Below are 18471 nucleotides of genomic sequence, written 5' to 3'. Positions count from 1 at the left end.
ATTTGCTGCGAGAGACGCGGACTTCCCTCATGACGGCATCTCGGCCGGACGCGCCCATTGCGTATCACACTGGTAGCCGAAGCTCCCTCGGTCGGCTCTACCGGCAGCACCACCCATGGCTGCAGAACTTGTTGCGCGGTCGGCTGGGTTGCGGCGATACGGCGGCCGACCTGGCCCAGGATGCCTTCCTGCGGTTGCTCAAGACGCCTCGCCGCTTCGACAGTGACGAAGGGGCGCGCGCCTACCTCAGCCGCATGGCCAAGGGGTTGTGCGTGGATCACTGGCGTCGGCTCGACATCGAACGCGCCTGGCAGGAAACCCTGGCGGTTCATGGCGAGGCTCGCCTGCCTTCCGTCGAGCACGAGCAGATCGTCATCGAGACGCTGTGCGAGATCGACCGCATGCTGGAGCGACTTCCCGAGAAGGTGGCCGCTGCCTTTCTGGGGTCTCAGCTGCAAGGCAAGCCCTATCGACAGATCGCTGTGGAACTGAGCGTTTCCGAACGCATGGTGAAGAAGTACATGGCCCAGGCCATGCTGCAGTGCGCACTGATCGAGGCGGGCTTCGAGGCGAGTCTCTGACATGGGCCGCAGCGCCTGTTCCGAGGATACGGCCAAGCGCCGAGCGCTGGCGGAGGCGGCCGACTGGTTTGCCGAGTGGCAGGCTGGGGAGTTCTCCCCGACTCAGCAAGAGCGTTGGCAGGCATGGCTCGAGGCCAGCGACACCCACCGCTGGGCCTGGCAACAGGTGGAAGCCGTCGGCCGGCGCTTCACCGGTCAGTTGGAAGAACCGGAGCGCCAGACCGCCGCCGGAGTCATCAGTCAGGCTCGCCAGCGGCGCCGCGGTCGGCGGCATCTGCTGGGCGGATTGGCCAGCCTGGCGCTGATTGCCGTGCTGGCTGGGGCGCTGTGGCAGATCACGCCGCTGCCGCAGATGGCGCAGCGCTGGGGAGCCGATCATCGTACCGGCACCGGTGAAATCGCTCGCATCGTGCTGGAAGACGGTACCCAGGTCTGGCTGAACAGCGCGTCGGCACTCGACGTCGACTATGACGACGCGCAGCGCCGGCTGGTGCTGGTGAGCGGAGGAGTGTTGGTGGATACCGCCAGGGATTCCGAGCGGCCCCTGCATCTCGATACCACGCAGGCCCGGCTGACTCCATTGGGGACTCGCTTCAGCGTTCGGCAGCGTACCGGCGACGAACTGCTCGCCGTCTTCGAGGGCGCGGTGACGCTCCAGCCCCATGAAAGAGACGAGACCGCTGTTTCGCCAGTGGTCGTGCAGGCAGGGCAGCAGGTGGCCTACAGCGCGCGCGACATCGGCACGCCAACGGCGGCAGAGGGCGCACGTGCCGCTTGGGTCGACGGACTCTTACTGGCGGAGTCGATGCCGCTCGACCGGTTCGCCGCTCAGCTCGACGCGCATCATCTATCGGTGATTCAGGTCGACCCGGCCGTTGCCGACTTGACCCTGCTGGGTGCCTACCCCCTGCACGACCTGGAACGTACCCTGAGCATGGTCGAAAGCGCGCTGCCAGTGCGCGCCCGTCGCGTGCTGCCCGGCTGGATAAGGATCGAGCCGACCGAGCCCCCCTAGACAGAAAAATGTCGCATGCCCGGTTCCCTTTTTGCCGGCTGGTTCGATTCCTGAGTACGAGCTCACGAAAACGGCAGCAAGGGGAACCGATCCATATGACGCTTCACAATTCCGATACCCAACCGCGACGGCGTGCCCGTCCGCGAATGCTGGCACTGGCCATTCACCTTGCGGCGGCGGGGGTGATCGTACAGCCGTTATGGCCGGCCGCGGCCATCGCCCAGCCGACGAGCCAGTCGCAAGTGCGCCAGTATGACATTCCGGCAGGACCGGTCAGCACGGCGCTCAACCGCTTTGCCGCCCAGTCGGGCATCCTGATCAGCGGTGCCGGCGAACTCGGGGAAGGGCGTCGTAGCCCAGGCCTGCAGGGGCGCCATGACGTGGAGGAGGGGCTGCAGCGGCTACTGGCGGGTACGGGGCTTGCGGCTGAAAGGGGAAACGATGGCAGTTATCGGCTGGAGGAGTTACCCGATGAAGTCGAATTATCACCCATCGAAGTGGCGGCGGAGCGCTATAGAGGCAGCCTGACCGAAGGCAGCGATTCATATACTTCGAACCGCGTCACGATCGGCAAACAGGGGCTGTCACTCAAGGAGATGCCTCAATCTGTCAGTGTCATCACGCGTGCGCGCATGAACGACCAGAACATGACGACGCTGGACGATGTGTTGACTCGTACCACGGGTATCACCAAGCGGAACTTCGGCCCCACGGCATCGATTTTCCGCTCGCGGGGCTACGAAATTGACACGATGCTCCTCGACGGAACCCCTATCGACAGTGCTATCGGCGTAACTGACACGATGTTCGATACTGCGGTGCTGGATCGCGTGGAGGTTCTGCGTGGTCCAGGGGGACTCATACAAGGATCGGGCGAACCCAGTGGTACTGTCAACTTGGCGCGCAAGCGTGCCCAGGAAAAGTTCGGCTTTCAGACGACTCTGTCCTATGGCTCCTGGGATGCCTATCGCAGCGAGGTCGACGTCACCGGGGCACTGGACGATGCCGGCAGGCTCCGCGGTCGCTTGGTCGGCGTGTACGATGATCGACACCATTTCATCGACCATGTTTATACCGACAAAACCATCGGTTACGGGACCTTGGAGTACGATCTGACTCCACGCACCACCGTTTCCGTCGGCCTCATGGATCAATCCGGCGATTCCAGGCCCAACTATGGTCTACCACAACTCGCCAACGGTAGTCTGCTGGACATCGATCGATCCACCTACCATGGGTCGCTCTGGGACGTGAAGGACGAGAGCATCGAACGCTATTTCGCCGAGTTGGAACACCAACTCGACAATGGTGGAAGCTTTCGCCTGATCGCCAATCATATAGAGCGTGAAACCGATACCCTGCAAAGCACTGCCGGCGTCAGCACGCCGACCTCCAATTCGGACGATATCGATATCTGGCAATGGCGTATCATCAACCCTCGAGAAGATAACTTTGTCGATGCCACGCTTTCCACACCGTTCGAACTGGCGGGGAAGACCCACGGCCTGATGATGGGCGCCAGCCATAGGGTCACCGAGGATCAGACCTTCTGGGGCTCTGGTGATCCACAGTTCATCCAGCGCAACTTGGCGGATCCTGATCCTGACACCCCGAAGCCCACATTTGACGTCAACCATACGCGGGATGTAGAGACGCAGGAAACCAGCGTTTACAGTCAGCTTCGCTTTGACGTTATTGAGGACACTACCTTGATTGCCGGTGGCCAGGTGAGCTGGTGGGAGTCAAAGGATAGATTGAATTCGGCCAACAACTTCGAAGTCGACAGTGAATTCACGCCCTATGCTGGCCTGATCTACGACATCGATGATCGAGTTTCGGCCTACGCTAGCTATACCGAAATCTTCCAGCCGCAGAGCTCGCAGAAGGTGAATGGCGATTTCCTCGATCCCAGAACTGGTCAACAGTTTGAGGTGGGCTTGAAGGGGGAATACATGAACGGGACATTCAACTGGCATGCCGCGGTCTTCCAGATCACCGACAAAAATCGTGGCATTGCCGATCCGGACAACCCGGCCTTCTCGATTGCCGAAGGCGAGGCAGAGAGCAAGGGGGTTGAACTAGAGATATCCGGTCGTCTGATGCCGCGCTGGGAAATCTCGGCGGGGTATGCCTATACCCAGACGGAATACGTCAACGATCCGGAGCAGGAAGGGCAACCTTTCTCTACTGATACACCGGAGCACGACCTGAAGCTTTGGACTCGCTACCGGTTTTCCGACAATCCAAATCGGGGATGGCGAGTGGGGGCAGGCCTCAACTACTCCAGCAGCATCTACGCAGAAGCCATGGGTACGCGCTGGGAACAAGGAGGATATACGACGATTTCCAGCCTGATCGGCTATCGAGTAAACCGTAATCTAGATTTTTCGTTGACAGGAAATAACCTGACGGATAAAAAATATTTTGAGACAGTGAGGGCTAATACCCGCAATAATTACTATGGTGATCCTCGCAACTTCATGCTGACGATGCGCTACCAGTACTAAGTCATAACGCCAAGCCATAAAGCCAGTGCGGATAACTCGTTCGTACTGGTTTTCCTATTCTTGTGTGATCGATTGAATGATCCGAGTTAGGCGTAAAAATGAGCGAGTTTATTGCTTTTTATATCAAAAAATATGCCATGATGGCTGTCATTTCAAGTGTCACCATGGTGGCGGCTTTTCCAACATGGGGTGAGCGAGGTGAGGGAACAGGGTACATTGCAACGCTTGATTTTGCCATTGCGGAGACGCTTATCGAGATGACAGAATTTCCTGTCGCCATGGGTGGTGTCGATAATTACAAAAGTTGGACCGAAGACGACTTGCTAGCGGGACAGCAGGTGGACATCGGGTCTAACCCGCAGCCCAACAAGGAATTGCTGTCCACGCTCGATCTCGAGACCATCCTGATCCCGCTGCAGTACACCCATCTGAAGAAGGATCTCGCGAGCATCGCCCCCATGGCAGCGCTTTCCCCCTACAATGGGCGTCCCTTGTCGGGCTGGAAGAAGATGCGAGTCTTCACCAAAGAACTCGGGGCGCATACGGAGCGAGAGTCAGAGGCACGCCGGTTGATTGCCGATGCGGAAGAACGCATGATCCGCCTCAATGAGACGGTGGCCAGCTTCCGGCAGCCATTGTTGCTCGTGCAGTTCCTCGATGCGAGACACGTCAGGATCTATGGGCGCAACAGCCTGCCCGGCATCGTGCTCGAGCGGCTCGGCCTGCGCAACGCCTGGGATGGCCCGTCCAGCCGCTGGGGGATTTCGATCGTTGGCATCGGTGAGCTATTCAACATCGACGCGCATTTCGTCATTGTTGACACGTCGCATTTGCCGAGCAAGAGCCTTACACAGGCAGCGGTCATGGGAAGCGAACTCTGGGGACAACTACCTAGCGTTCGAGCAGGCAGCGTCACCCTGCTCGATGCTGACTTCTGGGTTTTCGGTGCCATTCCCTCGGCGATGCGCTTAGCCGAGTCTCTCGTGACGGTGCTGATAGACGCCTCGTCCTGAACCGGCCGTCTCCGCCGATATTGGTAAGCCGTGGTTGTAATGTGAAACATTATCATCTAGCGTGCTTGAATTGCGTTGCCGTCACTGCTGACGGCGCTCAGGATCATGCGATGACGGTGGGTCATGGGCACTCTCAAGCAACCGCAGGGACGAGGCACGCCTTTCGATACCCTCTACAACGAGCATCATGGCTGGCTGAGGCGCTGGCAGAGAGCCCGGCTGGGTTGTTCCCATACCGCGGCGGACCTGGCCCACGATACCTATCTGCGCGTACTGCGCCGGGGTGAAGCGCCTGAGCCCGGGCAGTCGCGCCGCTTCCTGACGCAGATCGCCAAGGGACTGGTGATCGATCTCTACCGTCGTCGACGCATCGAGGCAGCCTACCTGGAAACCTTGAGCCTGCTTCCGGAGCCCCAGGCACCTTCACCGGAGGCGCAGGCGCTCACCATCGAAGCCTTGGTCGAGATCGATGCGCTGCTCCACGAGCTTCCCGATAAGCCGCGCCGGGCGTTTCTGATGTGTCGCCTGGATGGCCTGAGCTATCGGGAGATCGCCGAAGCGCTGAATGTGTCGGTCTCTTCGGTGGAGAAGTACATCGCCAGGGCGCTGCTGGTCTGCCACCGTGCCATGAGCGAGCCGTCGTCATGAGCCGCACTTCCGCCGATTCTTCCAGAGAGTCCCTCGACCCCGTCGCGCTGGAACAGGCCAGCCTGTGGATGGCCCGGCTATGGAGCGACGATGTCAGCGAAGAGCAGCGCCAAGCCTGCCTGCGCTGGCGGCGCGAATCGCCGGAGCATGAACGTGCCTGGCAGCAGTTGCAGGCCATCGACGGTCGGCTGGCCTCGCTGCCGAGTCATGCCGCGCGCAGCGAGCTCTTCTCGTCTTCTCGCGAGGTTTCGCGTCGGGGCCTGCTGCAGTGGGGCGGGCTGGCCATGCTGCTGGGCGGACTCGGGTTCGGGCTTTCGCGTACGCCCCAGTGGCAGCGGCAGTTCGCCGAGCACGCCACCGGCATCGGCGAGAGCCGCGAGGTAACGCTGAGCGACGGCACTCGGCTGCGCCTGGATACCGACACCGCCCTCGATGTGAGCTTCGATGCCGACCGACGGCGCATCCATCTCCTGAGGGGCGAAGTGTTGGTTACCACTGGAAAAGCCGCGGACGACCGTCCCTTCAGCGTGGTGACCCGGCAGGGGGCCTCCTACCCGATCGGCACACGATTCAGTGTTCACCAGCGGGCCGAGAGTACGCGGGTTGCCGTCTACGAAGGGCGCGTGGCGTTGGGACGGCGCGCCGATGCCGAACGGGTGACGCTGGATGCCGGCCAGCAAGCCACCATGAATGCCGATGGGGTGACGCCGCCCGAACCTCTGGATACCGGCCGGCTGGCACGTTTCGAGGGCCGGTTGGTGGCCGAAAGCCTGCGGGTCGCCGAAATGGTGGAGATACTGGCGCGTTACCGCCACGGGGTGGTGCGCTATGCCCCTGAAGTGGCCGACCTGCGGGTGAGCGGCGTGTTCTCGCTGCGCGATACCGATCGAGCCCTCGCCAGCCTCGCCGATGCGCTGTCCCTGCAGGTGGTCTACCGTACGCCGCTGTGGGTCACCATTCAGCCTCGAGACGAGGGCTGAAGCAGGGCGAAAAATTTTTCATGAAATATTGAGGGATTCTCGTTCTCGTTCGGAAGAGTGGGTGCAGACACAGAAAAATGCATCACTCAACGGGAACCTTCATGTCCACACAGAAAGCGCATTCACGCTTCATACGAACGCCTCTGGCACGAGCCATTCAATGCAGTCTGCTGGCCGGTAGCCTGGCCGTTGGCCTGCCAGCGACTGTGCTGGCGCAGGACGCGGCAGGGCAGGGCGCGACTACCCAGCAAAGCTATTCCATCGCAGCCGGGCAGCTCGACACGGCCCTCAACCGTTTTGCCGTCATGGCCGACATCGAGATCGCCTTCGATGCCACGCTGACCGCCGGCAAGCAAACCGCCGGTCTTCAAGGCAGCTATGGTGTGGAGGAGGGGCTGCAACGGCTATTGGCCGGCACCGGCCTCGCCCCAGTGCGCCGTGCCGATGGCAGCTATCGGTTGGAACGGCAGTCGACCGATGAAGAATTGCCGCTGGTCCGTGTCGAGGCGGATTGGCTGGGGCGTTCCGCCGTGGGGCCTGATGAGGGCTACCAGGCCCAGCGTAGTTTGGCGGCGACCAAGGCCGATATCGCGTTGTCCGATACGCCTCGCACGGTGTCGGTGGTCACCCGCGAGCGCATCGAAGACCAGAACGCCCGATCCTTGAGCAGTATCCTGAGCTATGTCCCCGGTATTTCGACCACGGATTTCCCGGTCGGCGATGGCCTCGCCGGCGATATCTTCTACATCCGTGGCATGAACCAGCGCGACTACGGGTATGGTACCTATCGCGATGGCCTTCGGGTTCAGCCCAATGCTTACTCTACATCGGCCGAACCCTATGGGCTCGAGCGCGTGGAGGTCTTCAAGGGGCCGACCTCCGCGCTGTATGGCGAAAACGTGCCCGGTGGCATCGTCAACCTGGTTAGCAAACGACCCACCGCCGAAGCGCGTGGTGAATTCAATCTCAGCTATGGTACCCATGATCGCCGTCAGGTCTCGGTCGATGTGTCGGGACCGCTAGATCGTAACGGAGCCGTCGAGGGGCGTGTGGTCTTGCTGCATCGGCAGTCGGCTACCCAGACCGACAGCGTTTCCGACGATCGCATCTATCTGGCACCTTCGCTGACCTTCTATCTGAGCGACCAGGATACCTTGACGCTACTGGGGTCATATCAGAAGGACGATACCGAGATACAGCTGGGGCTGCCGGCGGCGGGTACGCTGTTGCCGCACCCATCGGGCGAACTGGATAGCAGCACCAACCTGGGGCATCCGGAGTGGGACCAGTTCGACCGCGAAGTGTGGTCACTGGGCTACGAGTACGAGCATGCGTTCAACGATCGCTGGAACTTCCAGCAGAATGCGCGCTACTTGCGCTCCGAGGTGGCGCGCAAGGAGGTCTGGTGGAGTTTCCTGGGTGATGGCTTCGGCGATGTCGTGGGTGCCATCGGGCGTGATCGGGATAATGAATCCACCACTTTCGCCATCGACAATCGCCTGGTAGGGCGGTTTGGCGATGAATCCCATCGGCATACGTGGTTGGCAGGCGTGTCTTTCGATCGAACGTCGTTCTCGCAGTTGCAGGATATCGGTACTTCTGCCCCACAGATGATCAATGTTTTCGACCCGAAGTGGGGCTCGGCTCCACAGACTCCCGACCGTGCTTCGGATGGCGAAGACGTTCAGGAATTGACTGGCTTGTATACCCAACTGCACAGCAAGCTGGGCAAGGCCATCATGCAGGTGGGGGGGGCGGTTCGACTCGGCGAAGACCGAATACGACAATCGCTTGAGTCCCAACGACAGCTATTCGGTGACCGACGAGGCTTTCAGCGGTCAGATAGGCTTTATGTACCAGTTCGATTCTGGGTTGTCTCCCTACCTCAACTACTCGAACACCTTCGTGCCGGCGCGCCAGGTATCCGCAGCGAGTGGCAAGGCGCTGGATCCGATCACCGGGCGTCAGTACGAGCTGGGTTTGCGTTATGAAGTTCCTAAGACTGATACCAGCATGACGCTCTCGGCGTACGATATCGTCAAAAAGAACGACGTGAACTATGACGCCAACCAGGGCATCTATCGCAATATCGGGCGCACGGAGTCCCAGGGTCTCGAGTTCGAGCTGGTCAGCGAACTTTCTGAGGGCCTGCGTTTGACGGCCTCTTATACCTATACCGACGCGCGGGTCGTCAAGGATGAGGCCTTCCCACGCTATGAAGGCAATCAGGTGGCAGGCGTACCACGCCATCAGGCGTCGCTGTGGGCCCACTATAGACGTGACGAACGGCCCGCTGGATGGCGTTGAGATCGGCGCTGGGTTGCGTTATCTCGGCAGTTCGCACGCCTATCCGGCCCCAAGTCTTGCCTATGGCGAGCTGAAGACGGAGGCCGTGACGCTTGCCGATTTCTCGCTGGGGTACCCCTTTGCCGAGAATTGGAAGCTGGGGCTGAACGTGGAAAACCTGTTCGACGAGGAGTATATCGGTGAGTGTAACAATGCGGCTCGGTGTTACTGGGGAACGGAGCGTACCGTCCAGGGAACACTGAGGTATCGTTATTGATCATGGCGGCCATCAATGGATGCACGGCGAGGTTGGTGTCCTTCGGGCATGGCGTGCGGTGCCTGGCTGTCTGCAGTGCCCTGATCTGGGCATTCGTTCCGTCGTCTGCGCCGCTCCTGGCCTCGCCCCCGGAAACCTTTCCGGGTGAGGCGGCGGTGACGCTGGATTATGCCATCGGTGAGACGCTGCTGGCACTGAATGCGCCGCCCATCGCGATGGGCGGTGTCGCGGGGTATCGACGGTGGCGTCGTGATGCGGATGTCATGCGCGGAGTGGTTGAGCTGGGACATCGTCATTTGCCCAATTTCGAGCGTCTCCAGGCCTTGGCTCCCACCCGCGTGCTGATATCTCCGCCTGCCCACGCCAACCTCGAGGGGATGCTGGGTCGTATCGCCGAAGTTGAGCGATATTCCCTTTTCGGAACGAGCGATTCTCTCTCGGAGCGCCTCATTGCGTTAACGCAGTGGCTTGGCGAATTGATCGGGGCGGAAGCGGGGGCACAGCGCTACTTGAACCGCTATGACGCCCGCGTTCGAGAACTCAGGGACTACATCGGCAGGCTCGATGAGCCACTGATCGTACTGCGTCTGATGGACGAACGGCACGCTCGCGTATTCGGCCGCGGCAGTCTAGAAGACATGGTCCTGAATGATCTAGGAATCGACAATGCCTGGGACGGGGAAACCAGTCGGTGGGGAATTGCCACGCTGTCCGCCGAGTCGCTGTTCGAGGTAGAGGCACGCGCGCTATTTCTGGAGAGCCCCTACTCGGATGTCGGCACCCAGTCTCGTCTCCTGGGTCAGGGCCTTTGGCAGCACTGGCCTGCCGTCACCCGCCATGATCCCCTCATCGTGCCCGTCAGTCATTGGCATTGGGGCGGGCTACCCTCGGCCATGCGTTTTGCCGAGTCCCTGGTCGACGGCCTGTCGGCCGGTGACGTTCGGTCCGCCGAGCCCCAGGCAGGCGGATGCCAAGACTGTGAATTTCATCGCTAATCGTTTTCATTTAGAATCGGTCTTTCCGATATGCGACCGCCAAAAGGAATGGAACATGAACGACGCTAGGACGCTGCAGGGCACAACGATGCATGGGTCCAGGGAGAGCCGAGCATGATGGGACAGGCAATGCGGGGAGCGTCGCCAGCGCTCGCCTGTTGGCTGTTGAGTCTGCCATTGCTGCTGCTGTTCTGGCTCGGCCTGGAGGAGCAGGGCGGCTTGACGCTGGGATTGAAGGCGCTGGTGTTGCCGTCGTTCGAAGACGTCGATCAACTGCTGCTTCACTATGCCTGGTGGCCGCGCTTGGCCGTGGCGCTGTTGGCAGGGGGAGGGTTGGCCCTGGCCGGGGTGCTGATGCAGCAGGTGCTGCGCAATCCACTGGCTTCGCCCACCACGCTCGGCGTGGCTTCCGGCGCCAATCTTGCCCTGATGGCATCGACCCTGCTGGCGCCTGGATTATTGGTGTTCGGGCGTGAATGGGTCGCGCTGGCCGGCGGCGGGCTAGCAGTGGGGCTGGTGTTCATGCTGGCCTGGCGGCGTGGGCTCGCGCCCATCGTGGTGGTGCTGGCCGGGCTGGTCGTCAACCTCTACCTGGGGGCGTTGGCCACCGCTCTGTTGCTGTTCAATCACGAGTCGCTGTCGGGCCTGCTGATCTGGGGCGCCGGCTCCTTGGCCCAGAACGGCTGGGACGGCGTGACGACGCTCTGGCCACGGGTGGTCATCGGCGCGGTCTTGGCGTGGTTTCTCTTGCGCCCGCTGGCGGTGCTGGAGCTGGATGACGCCAGCGCCAAGAGCCTTGGCGTGTCGCTCAAGTATCTGCGCTTCGCCGGTATGGGACTGGCGGTGTTCATCACTGCCAGCATCGTCAGTGTGGTGGGCATCATCGGCTTCATCGGTCTGGCGGCACCCAACATCGTGCGCATTGCCGGTGCGCGGCGTCTCGGCGAGCGGTTGTTGTGGGGCACGCTGCTGGGAGCGGTGCTGCTGGCGACTACCGACCTGTTGCTGCAGAACGTCACGGGCGTGCTGCCGACGCTGATTCCGACTGGTGCGGTGACAGGGGCTCTGGGAGCGCCGCTGCTGATGTGGCTGATACCTCGACTGCGGCTACAGGGTAACCGCGCCCCCCAGCCCGCTGCCGTACTGGCAAATCGCCACCCCGCCCCTGGCCGTTTGGCGACGCGCCTGGCCATCGGGCTGCTATTGGCGGTAGGACTGGGGTTGCTGCTCGGGCAGGGGGTGAGCGGCTGGTACTGGCTCTCGCCGGAGAACTGGAGCGTCATGCAGTGGCGGATGCCCAGAGTCTTGGCAGCGGCGGCCAGCGGGTTGATGCTGGCGGTGGCCGGCACCTTGCTGCAGCGCCTCTCCGCCAACCCCATGGCCAGCCCCGAAGTGTTGGGGATCAGCGGCGGCTGTGCGATAGCGCTGATCCTTGGGATATTCCTGATTCCAGAGCCGACCAACGGGATGCTGGTGGGTATTGGCACTCTGGGAGCCTTCGCCACCCTGTTGATTCTGGTGGCGCTCAACCGCCGTAGCGGATTCGTGCCCGAGCGTCTGCTGTTGACCGGGGTGGCGGTCGGCGCGCTGTTCGATGCGGTGCGCAGCGTGATGCTGGCGGGGGGCGATCCGCGTGGCCAACAGGTGATCGCCTGGCTGGCAGGCTCCACCTATTACGTCGATCTCACCAGCGCCGTGGTGGTGGGCACGCTGGCGGCACTGCTGGCGCTGTGCACGCTGCCGCTCACCCGCTGGCTGGACATCCTGCCGCTGGGCGCTGCCACTACCCGCGCTCTGGGGGTTGGCCTCAACCGGGCGCGCCTGGTGCTTCTGGTGTTGGTGGCCCTGTTGACCGCCTGCGCCACCCTGGTGGTGGGTCCGCTTTCATTCGTCGGGTTGCTGGCGCCGCACATGGCCAGGCTGCTGGGCCTGTCGCGGGCTCACCATCACCTGCTGGGGGCGGCGCTGGTGGGCATGCTGCTGATGGTGCTGGCCGACTGGGTGGGGCGTCAGATCATCTTCCCCTATGAGATACCCGCCGGGTTGGTGGCCTCGCTGATCGGCGGTGCCTACTTCATGTGGGGGTTGCGGCGATTGTAGGCCCCCGGGCGCGGCCGTCGTGCCCGTCAGCAAGGCAGGAGAGCGAACATGACGCAGGTGGCGGAATTACCCGCTCACGTAGACAGTTCGGCCGAGGCGCTGCTGGCATTCTATCGGCAGCCACCGCTGGATACGCTGAAAGCGCCTGCCTTTGGCAGCCCCGAGGTGCCGACCTGGGCGGGGTCGCTGCTACTCGACCGGGCCGCCCTCGATGAGTCGTTGAGCCGGTTCACGGCCTCTTTCGGTGTGGGCGCCGACCGCAAGGCGGCGGTGTCGATCTGGTCGAAATACCATCTTGCCACGGTGTCGATTCCGGCGCTGGTGGCCAACCTGCTGCTGGGCATCGAGCTGCCGGTAGCATTGCACGACGTGCGTGTGGAAGCGGGGGAGAAGGGGGAAACGGTACGACTGTGGCTACGCGACGGAGGGCGGCCGTTGCCTTCACTGGTACCGGAGGAGCGTTTCACGGCGCTGTTCGATCGGCACTGCGAACCGCTCATCGAAGCGCTGGCTGCGCTGTCCGGGCTTTCGCCCAAGGTGTTCTGGAGCAATCTCGGCCACTACGTGGAGTACGCCGGGCGAACCTGCTCGCGACATCCCGCCTTTGCAGATGCCGGCGAGCCGCTGCTGCGCTATCTCGATACGCCCATCTTGGCGAATGGGCGGCGCAATCCGCTTTACCAGCCGGTACGTTATCTCGACCTGGGCGGTGCAACGCCGGCCCGAGTCCGCCGACTCTGCTGCGTCAAGTACCGCCTGCCGGGTGAGCCGCTGTGCGGCGGTTGCCCGCTGAAGCCAGAGAACCGACCGGTCAAGCGGCGGTGAACGTCAAGACCGTTTCTCAGGAGAGGGCCCATGGAGCTGTTCAAGATCGTATGGCGTGATTATCGCTGGGCCTTCGTTGGCGTGGTACTGCTCAGCCTGGCGAGTGCCGGCCTGGGCATTGGCGTGATCGCCTTCATCAACCAGCAGCTGCTCGATGCGTTTGCCAATCCCTGGCGGATACTGCCCCTGTTCCTCGGCTTGATCGTGTTGCTGTTGGTGGTGACACTGGCCTCGCAGTTGGCCCTGACCACCCTGGGGCATTACTTCGTATACCGTCTGCGTGGACGGCTGATCAAGCGCATCATGGATACCGATATCGAGCGTGTCGAGCGAATCGGAAGTGCGCGCCTGCTCGCAAGCCTGTCCACTGACGTGAGTTCGGTTACCGTCGCTTTCATACGCTTACCAGAACTGGTTCAAGGCGGGGTGCTGACAGTGGGGGCGACGCTTTATCTGGCCTGGCTTTCGCCTGCCATGTTGGGGGTAATGGCGCTGTGGGTCATCGTCACTGTCCTGATTGGGGTGCGCTTGGTAGCTCGGGTTTATGAGCATATGGCCAAGCTGCGCGATGTCCAGGATCGTCTCTATGCGGATTATCAGTCGGTCATCGAAGGGTGCAAGGAACTGGCGCTCAATCGCCACCGGGCCGAGTGGCTGTATCGCGACGTTTACACAGCCAATGCTGCGGAGTGCCGGCATCATTTCATACGCGGCGATACCTACCACCTCAGCGCGGTCAACTGGTTCAACATCATGATGTTGGGTGCCATCGGCGTGGTGTTCTTTCTGGCTAACGGTCTGGGCTGGGCATCCGCACAGGTAGCGACCACCTTTTCTCTCACGTTGTTATTTCTCAGGGCTCCTCTGATGCAGGCCGTGGGTGCCGTGCCGACGCTGATCAATGCGCGCGTGGCCTTCGACAAACTGAACTCGCTGTCGCTGGCCGATTATCGAGAAACGTTCGATAGCGACTCGAGACGTCACGCCTGGCAGGAGATCGCCCTGGTGGGGGTATCTTATCGCTACCCCGATGAGGAGGCGCGGCCGGGTTTTTCGGTAGGGCCCCTCGATCTGACCCTGCGGCGGGGCGAGGTAGTGTTTTTGATTGGCGGCAACGGCAGTGGCAAGTCGACGCTGGCACGGCTAATCACCGGGCTCTATCACCCCCAGACTGGGAGCATTCGGGTCGATGGCAGGCTCTTGCAGGGTGCGGATTGGGCGAGGTATCGCCAGCACTTCTCGGCTATTTATACTGACTTCCATCTCTTCGATCGATTGATCGGCCCTGCCGGAGAGTCGCCGGATGCTGTCTTGGTGGATGAGTGGCTCACCGAGTTGGAGATGCAGCATAAGCTGGACTTCGACGGCGATCGCGTGACCAACGTCAACCTCTCCCAAGGGCAGCGCAAGCGTCTGGCAATGTTGTTGATGGTCGCCGAGCAGCGCGATCTGGTGTTGCTCGATGAGTGGGCCGCCGACCAGGATCCACAGTTCCGGCGCATCTTCTATCGCCAACTGCTGCCGCGTCTGCGGGCACTGGGCAAGACGCTGGTGGTGATCAGTCACGACGATCACTACTTCGACCAGGCCGACCGCCTGCTGGAAATGCGCGAGGGGCGTCTTTACGAGCTGACGGGAGAGGAGCGCAAGGTCGCCAGTCGTGATGCGGTGGCGCGTGTCGGTCGTCAGGAATCCGTGTGATGGCGGATATGGCGACTCTGTTCGGAGCGTGCCAGTGCAGGAACGATGAGTTCGGCAAAGCGTTGTGCCGAGGGTAGGGCACCGAAGCTCCACGTGGGTGGAATGGTGATCAGAGTGTCATCTCGCACGCTGGATTGATGCTGCCACAAGGCGCTGTGGCGGAGTTTTTCCTCGACGCCGGTGGGGTAGGGCTCCACCACCACGAGTTGCGCGTCGAGTTCGACCAGCCGCTCGAGGCCGACGAGACTGAATCCCCAGGCATTGGTCTCTTCCTGCCAGGCATTTTCCAGCCCCAATCGGTCCATCACGGCCTGGAACAGCCCATTCTCGCCGAATACCCGCACGTGACGTGCATCCATGAACTGGACGATCAGCAGCGGTCGAGAGTCATCCGGCAACCGCTCGCGTAGCGTTTCCAAACGCGACTCGGTGGAAGCGATCAGAGCCTCGGCAGCGTCCGGACGCTCCACCAGCTCGCCAAGCGCACGAGTCAGGTCGAGCATTTCCGTCCAGGTATCCTGGCCAGGGCTGTAGAGAGAGAAGGTCTCCACCGGCGCGATGCGCTCCAATCTCGGGGCCAGATGGCTGAACATCGGTGAAATTAGAACGTGCTGCGGCGATAGCTTGGCGAGACGCTCCATGTTGGGCTGGGAACGCAGACCCAGGTCGGTCACGTCATCGGGGAGGCGCGGCTCACCGACCCAGTCGTGATAGTCGTTCACCTGGGCAACGGCGGTTGGCGGCTGGTCGAGTGCGACGAGGGTTTCGGCCAAGGTCCAGTCGATGCTGGCGATATCGTTTGCCGCAGTCGCCTTGGCAGATAAACAGAACGTTAGCGTCAGCAGCGCCAGTGGTAGGCGGATGAAAGGCGACAAGCGGTGATGGATGGCTGGCATGTTCTCGGGCGAGGCCATAGACGGTGAAAGGCCCAGTGTCTGGGCGTTTGAGGGCACTCTAGGGGGTGGTTCGATGAGTGCGACCAAGAGAAATCGTTGATAATAATGTCGTTTTGCATTATTGCACTGCATCGGCGTTGCTGTCCATGCGGTGCTGGGCGGTGCGGCGCTCTATCCATGCGATTCGTGTCGTGGCATGAAAAAAGCGGCATCCATGGGGTGCCGCTGAAACAGTAAGCCGTTAGCTAGCCATCACGCTCAAGGAGATACCGCCTGTGCTTGAGTCATGGATGTTAATGATAATCCATATTGTTTATCGAATCAATGGTCAAATCGCCATGTGGCGCTTTCCTTTCGGGGCACCACGACGCCCCTTGGCATGCCAAGCGTCGTGGTGCGTGAAGGGCGAGGGCCGGTGGCTTAGAAGTCGTAGCTGACGCTGGCCTGGACGCTGCGCTCGGCGCCGAAGTAGCAGTACTGAAGCGAGTTGCACGAAGCGACGTACTCTTTATCCAGCAGGTTGCTGACGTTGAGCCGTGCTGAGACGCCATCCAGGCCCACTCGAGAGAAGTCGTATCCCAGGGTGGCATCCACGAGTGTATAGTCAGGCACTTTCTCGGTATTGGCACGATCAGCGTAAATGTCCGCGTAGTAACGAATGCCTAAGCCGGCGTCAAGACCTGCCAGCGTATCCCCCTGGAAAGCATAATGACCCCAGAGGCTGGCTTGGTGTCCTGGCGCGTAAATGGCATGGTTTCCTTCTTCGCTCTTCACGTCGCTCTTGGCATAGGTAATGTCGGTATAGCTGTAGGCGGCTTGCAGACGCAGTGCATCCGTCAATTGCTTACGGGCTTCGAGCTCCAGGCCTTGTGACTTGATCTCGCCAATGGACCGATACGGATCGGTAGGTTGCTCCTTGGTGGCGACGTTTTTCTGATTGATGCGGAACAGCGAGAGGCTATAACGATCCTTGGTACCCGGTGGCTGGTACTTGAGCCCCGTTTCCCATTGTTCGCCTTCCATGGGCTTTAACAGGTTACCATCGGCGCCGACGAAACTCGTTGGTGTGAAGGCCGTGTTGTAACTCATGTAGGGCGCGATACCATTATCCCACAAGTAAAGCAGTCCCGCGCGACCACTGAACTGGGTATCATCCAGCGTACTCTCGGTGTCATATAAATGATTGGTATTCTTGATATCGACCCAATCGTATCGACCTCCGAGGGTTAGGCGCCAACGATCAAATGCTATCTGGTCTTGTAGATAGACACCAGTTTGCTCTAGGTGGTGGCTCGAGTCATAGGTGATGTATTTTGGGCTGGTAAAATTACCATCATAGCTAGGATTAAATGGGTTTATGGTAGAGAAGCCATAATCGACCACGCTCCCATTAGCGTCATATGCCGTGGACCCGGAGTAAACCACCTCATTCTTTCGCCGCTGATAATCGGCCCCGATCAGAAGAGTATGGTCGAAAAAACCGCCTGGGAGTCGAGCCTCTACCTGGTTATCCACAGTCCAGGCGTCCATTGATTCATTTGCACCGTAGTAAGCACGGTCTAGTCGGTTGGATTTCCCAACCCACCCTACTTGTGCTACTTGATCCATCTTTACATCGGCGTTTAGGTATCGCACCTTCTGACGTCCGGTCCAGGTCTCATTAAAACGATGTTCGAGGCTGTATCCAAACATGTGTTGGGTGCGTTCGAACTTGTCGTAATCGTCCTCGCCGTCGAAGAAGTTATTGCTAATCTTCCGGCCATTGTGGCTTTCCACGGCTCCCTCGTAAGGCACACCGGAGTGGTATCCGCCTTCCGGATCCTTCTGCAGATAGGCCATGAACGACAGGGTCGTGTCATCGGTCACGTCCCAGGTCACCGAAGGCGCGATGGCGTAACGTTCTTCCTCGACAGTGTCGAACTGCGTATCCGCGCGGCTGGCCAACCCCACGACGCGATAGGCAGCCCGCCGCTCGCCATCCAGAGGGCCGGTTAGGTCGAACGCCGCACTGTGTTGGTTATTATTACCCACGCCAAAACGCAGCTGGCGCTGTGTTTCGAACTGTGGTTGCTTGCTGGTCATTGCCACTAGCCCGCCAGGAGATGAGCGACCGTATAGAACAGAAGCGGGGCCTTTGACGACTTCAATATTCTCCAGGAAATACGGGTCTACCACCATTGAGCTGTAGCTGTTGGCATCGCCCATCACCTTGAGACCATCGAGATAGGTGTTGCTCAAGCTTCCGTCCGAAAAGCCACGCATGACGAGGTAGTCATAGCGATTGGAGGCGCCGACTTGGTTGGTATAGACACCGGGCGTATATTGCACGGCCTCCCGGATGGTGCGCGAGCCGCGCTCTTCCCACTCCTCGTTCTCGACGACCGAAATTGCCTGCGGCGTCTCGTTGAACGGCGTTTCGGTCTTGGTAGCGGCTTGGCCGGTAACGGTCAAGGGTGCCAGCTCGGCTGCATCGTCCTGTTGGGCCTGGGTCGTGGCACTGGCGGCCAGCAGGGCGATGGCAAGCGGAAGTCGTCTGGGTGTCAGCATCGCGAAGTCCCATCCTCGGTTAGCGCGGTATGTGTAATAGGAATTATTGCTTTTTGAGAGGCGTGTTGGGTATGCGCAGTGCCGAAATGGCTATGGGAAG

At 60.8% G+C, this 18471-nt stretch carries 12 protein-coding genes and 1 pseudogene; 11 read left to right on the top strand and 2 right to left on the bottom strand.

Annotation, left to right across the window (positions count from 1 at the left end; translation table 11 throughout):
• Positions 1 to 29: 29 nt before the first annotated feature.
• From BLP96_RS06145 to BLP96_RS06085, 11 genes and pseudogenes are all read left to right on the top strand, one after another.
• Positions 30 to 581 (top strand): sigma-70 family RNA polymerase sigma factor, encoded by a 552-nt coding sequence (locus BLP96_RS06145; protein WP_089684211.1) that lies wholly within the window; start codon positions 30 to 32, stop codon positions 579 to 581.
• A gap of 1 nt (position 582) precedes the next feature.
• Positions 583 to 1596, top strand: a complete 1014-nt coding sequence (locus BLP96_RS06140; RefSeq protein WP_089684209.1) for a FecR domain-containing protein — start codon at positions 583 to 585, stop codon at positions 1594 to 1596.
• Positions 1597 to 1691: 95 nt separating this feature from the next.
• A complete protein-coding gene (locus BLP96_RS06135) occupies positions 1692 to 4103 on the top strand; it encodes a TonB-dependent siderophore receptor (protein ID WP_176761473.1) in 2412 nt (803 codons plus the stop codon).
• A gap of 98 nt (positions 4104 to 4201) precedes the next feature.
• Complete coding sequence (locus BLP96_RS06130; RefSeq protein WP_089684208.1) at positions 4202 to 5116, top strand: ABC transporter substrate-binding protein; 915 nt, start codon at positions 4202 to 4204, stop codon at positions 5114 to 5116.
• 123 nt (positions 5117 to 5239) lie between these two features.
• The gene (locus BLP96_RS06125) at positions 5240 to 5764 is read left to right on the top strand and encodes a sigma-70 family RNA polymerase sigma factor (protein WP_089684206.1); all 525 of its coding nucleotides are present in this window, start codon (positions 5240 to 5242) and stop codon (positions 5762 to 5764) included.
• Positions 5761 to 6744: a FecR domain-containing protein gene (locus BLP96_RS06120; protein ID WP_089684205.1), complete on the top strand. Its 984-nt coding sequence runs from the start codon at positions 5761 to 5763 to the stop codon at positions 6742 to 6744. Before BLP96_RS06125 ends, BLP96_RS06120 begins: the two co-directional genes overlap by 4 nt.
• Positions 6745 to 6821: 77 nt before the next feature.
• Positions 6822 to 9307 (top strand): annotated as a pseudogene (locus tag BLP96_RS20530) (TonB-dependent siderophore receptor).
• Positions 9308 to 9309: 2 nt separating this feature from the next.
• Positions 9310 to 10302 carry an ABC transporter substrate-binding protein gene (locus BLP96_RS06100; RefSeq protein ID WP_089684198.1) on the top strand — a complete coding sequence of 331 codons (993 nt, stop codon included), beginning with the start codon at positions 9310 to 9312 and terminating at the stop codon, positions 10300 to 10302.
• A 114-nt stretch (positions 10303 to 10416) separates the two neighbouring features.
• The gene (gene fhuB / locus BLP96_RS06095; RefSeq protein ID WP_089684196.1) at positions 10417 to 12402 is read left to right on the top strand and encodes a Fe(3+)-hydroxamate ABC transporter permease FhuB; all 1986 of its coding nucleotides are present in this window, start codon (positions 10417 to 10419) and stop codon (positions 12400 to 12402) included.
• 48 nt (positions 12403 to 12450) lie between these two features.
• Positions 12451 to 13227: a siderophore-iron reductase FhuF gene (gene fhuF / locus BLP96_RS06090; RefSeq protein WP_089684194.1), complete on the top strand. Its 777-nt coding sequence runs from the start codon at positions 12451 to 12453 to the stop codon at positions 13225 to 13227.
• A gap of 30 nt (positions 13228 to 13257) precedes the next feature.
• Positions 13258 to 14928 carry a multidrug ABC transporter permease/ATP-binding protein gene (locus BLP96_RS06085; protein WP_089684192.1) on the top strand — a complete coding sequence of 557 codons (1671 nt, stop codon included), beginning with the start codon at positions 13258 to 13260 and terminating at the stop codon, positions 14926 to 14928.
• Here BLP96_RS06085 and BLP96_RS06080 read toward each other — a convergent pair.
• Both BLP96_RS06080 and BLP96_RS06075 read right to left on the bottom strand, forming a co-directional pair.
• Positions 14913 to 15824 carry an ABC transporter substrate-binding protein gene (locus BLP96_RS06080; protein WP_089684190.1) on the bottom strand — a complete coding sequence of 304 codons (912 nt, stop codon included), beginning with the start codon at positions 15822 to 15824 and terminating at the stop codon, positions 14913 to 14915. The genes BLP96_RS06085 and BLP96_RS06080 overlap by 16 nt on opposite strands.
• Positions 15825 to 16244: 420 nt before the next feature.
• Complete coding sequence (locus tag BLP96_RS06075; protein ID WP_089684188.1) at positions 16245 to 18371, bottom strand: TonB-dependent siderophore receptor; 2127 nt, start codon at positions 18369 to 18371, stop codon at positions 16245 to 16247.
• Positions 18372 to 18471 lie beyond the last annotated feature (100 nt).

Origin of the sequence: Billgrantia gudaonensis (assembly GCF_900100195.1) — a bacterium.
Classification (GTDB): Bacteria; Pseudomonadota; Gammaproteobacteria; order Pseudomonadales; family Halomonadaceae; genus Halomonas; species Halomonas gudaonensis.
This window is presented reverse-complemented; position numbering and strand designations above follow the sequence as displayed.

Bases quoted from the DNA above. Each gene is read 5' to 3' on its own strand.
- BLP96_RS06130 (WP_089684208.1), top strand. From the start codon at position 4,202: ATGAGCGAGTTTATTGCTTTTTATATCAAAAAATATGCCATGATGGCT.
- fhuB (WP_089684196.1), top strand. From the start codon at position 10,417: ATGATGGGACAGGCAATGCGGGGAGCGTCGCCAGCGCTCGCCTGTTGG.
- BLP96_RS06140 (WP_089684209.1), top strand. From the start codon at position 583: ATGGGCCGCAGCGCCTGTTCCGAGGATACGGCCAAGCGCCGAGCGCTG.
- fhuF (WP_089684194.1), top strand. From the start codon at position 12,451: ATGACGCAGGTGGCGGAATTACCCGCTCACGTAGACAGTTCGGCCGAG.
- BLP96_RS06145 (WP_089684211.1), top strand. From the start codon at position 30: ATGACGGCATCTCGGCCGGACGCGCCCATTGCGTATCACACTGGTAGC.
- BLP96_RS06080 (WP_089684190.1), bottom strand. From the start codon at position 15,824: ATGCCAGCCATCCATCACCGCTTGTCGCCTTTCATCCGCCTACCACTG.
- BLP96_RS06100 (WP_089684198.1), top strand. From the start codon at position 9,310: ATGGCGGCCATCAATGGATGCACGGCGAGGTTGGTGTCCTTCGGGCAT.
- BLP96_RS06075 (WP_089684188.1), bottom strand. From the start codon at position 18,371: ATGCTGACACCCAGACGACTTCCGCTTGCCATCGCCCTGCTGGCCGCC.
- BLP96_RS06120 (WP_089684205.1), top strand. From the start codon at position 5,761: ATGAGCCGCACTTCCGCCGATTCTTCCAGAGAGTCCCTCGACCCCGTC.
- BLP96_RS06085 (WP_089684192.1), top strand. From the start codon at position 13,258: ATGGAGCTGTTCAAGATCGTATGGCGTGATTATCGCTGGGCCTTCGTT.
- BLP96_RS06125 (WP_089684206.1), top strand. From the start codon at position 5,240: ATGGGCACTCTCAAGCAACCGCAGGGACGAGGCACGCCTTTCGATACC.
- BLP96_RS06135 (WP_176761473.1), top strand. From the start codon at position 1,692: ATGACGCTTCACAATTCCGATACCCAACCGCGACGGCGTGCCCGTCCG.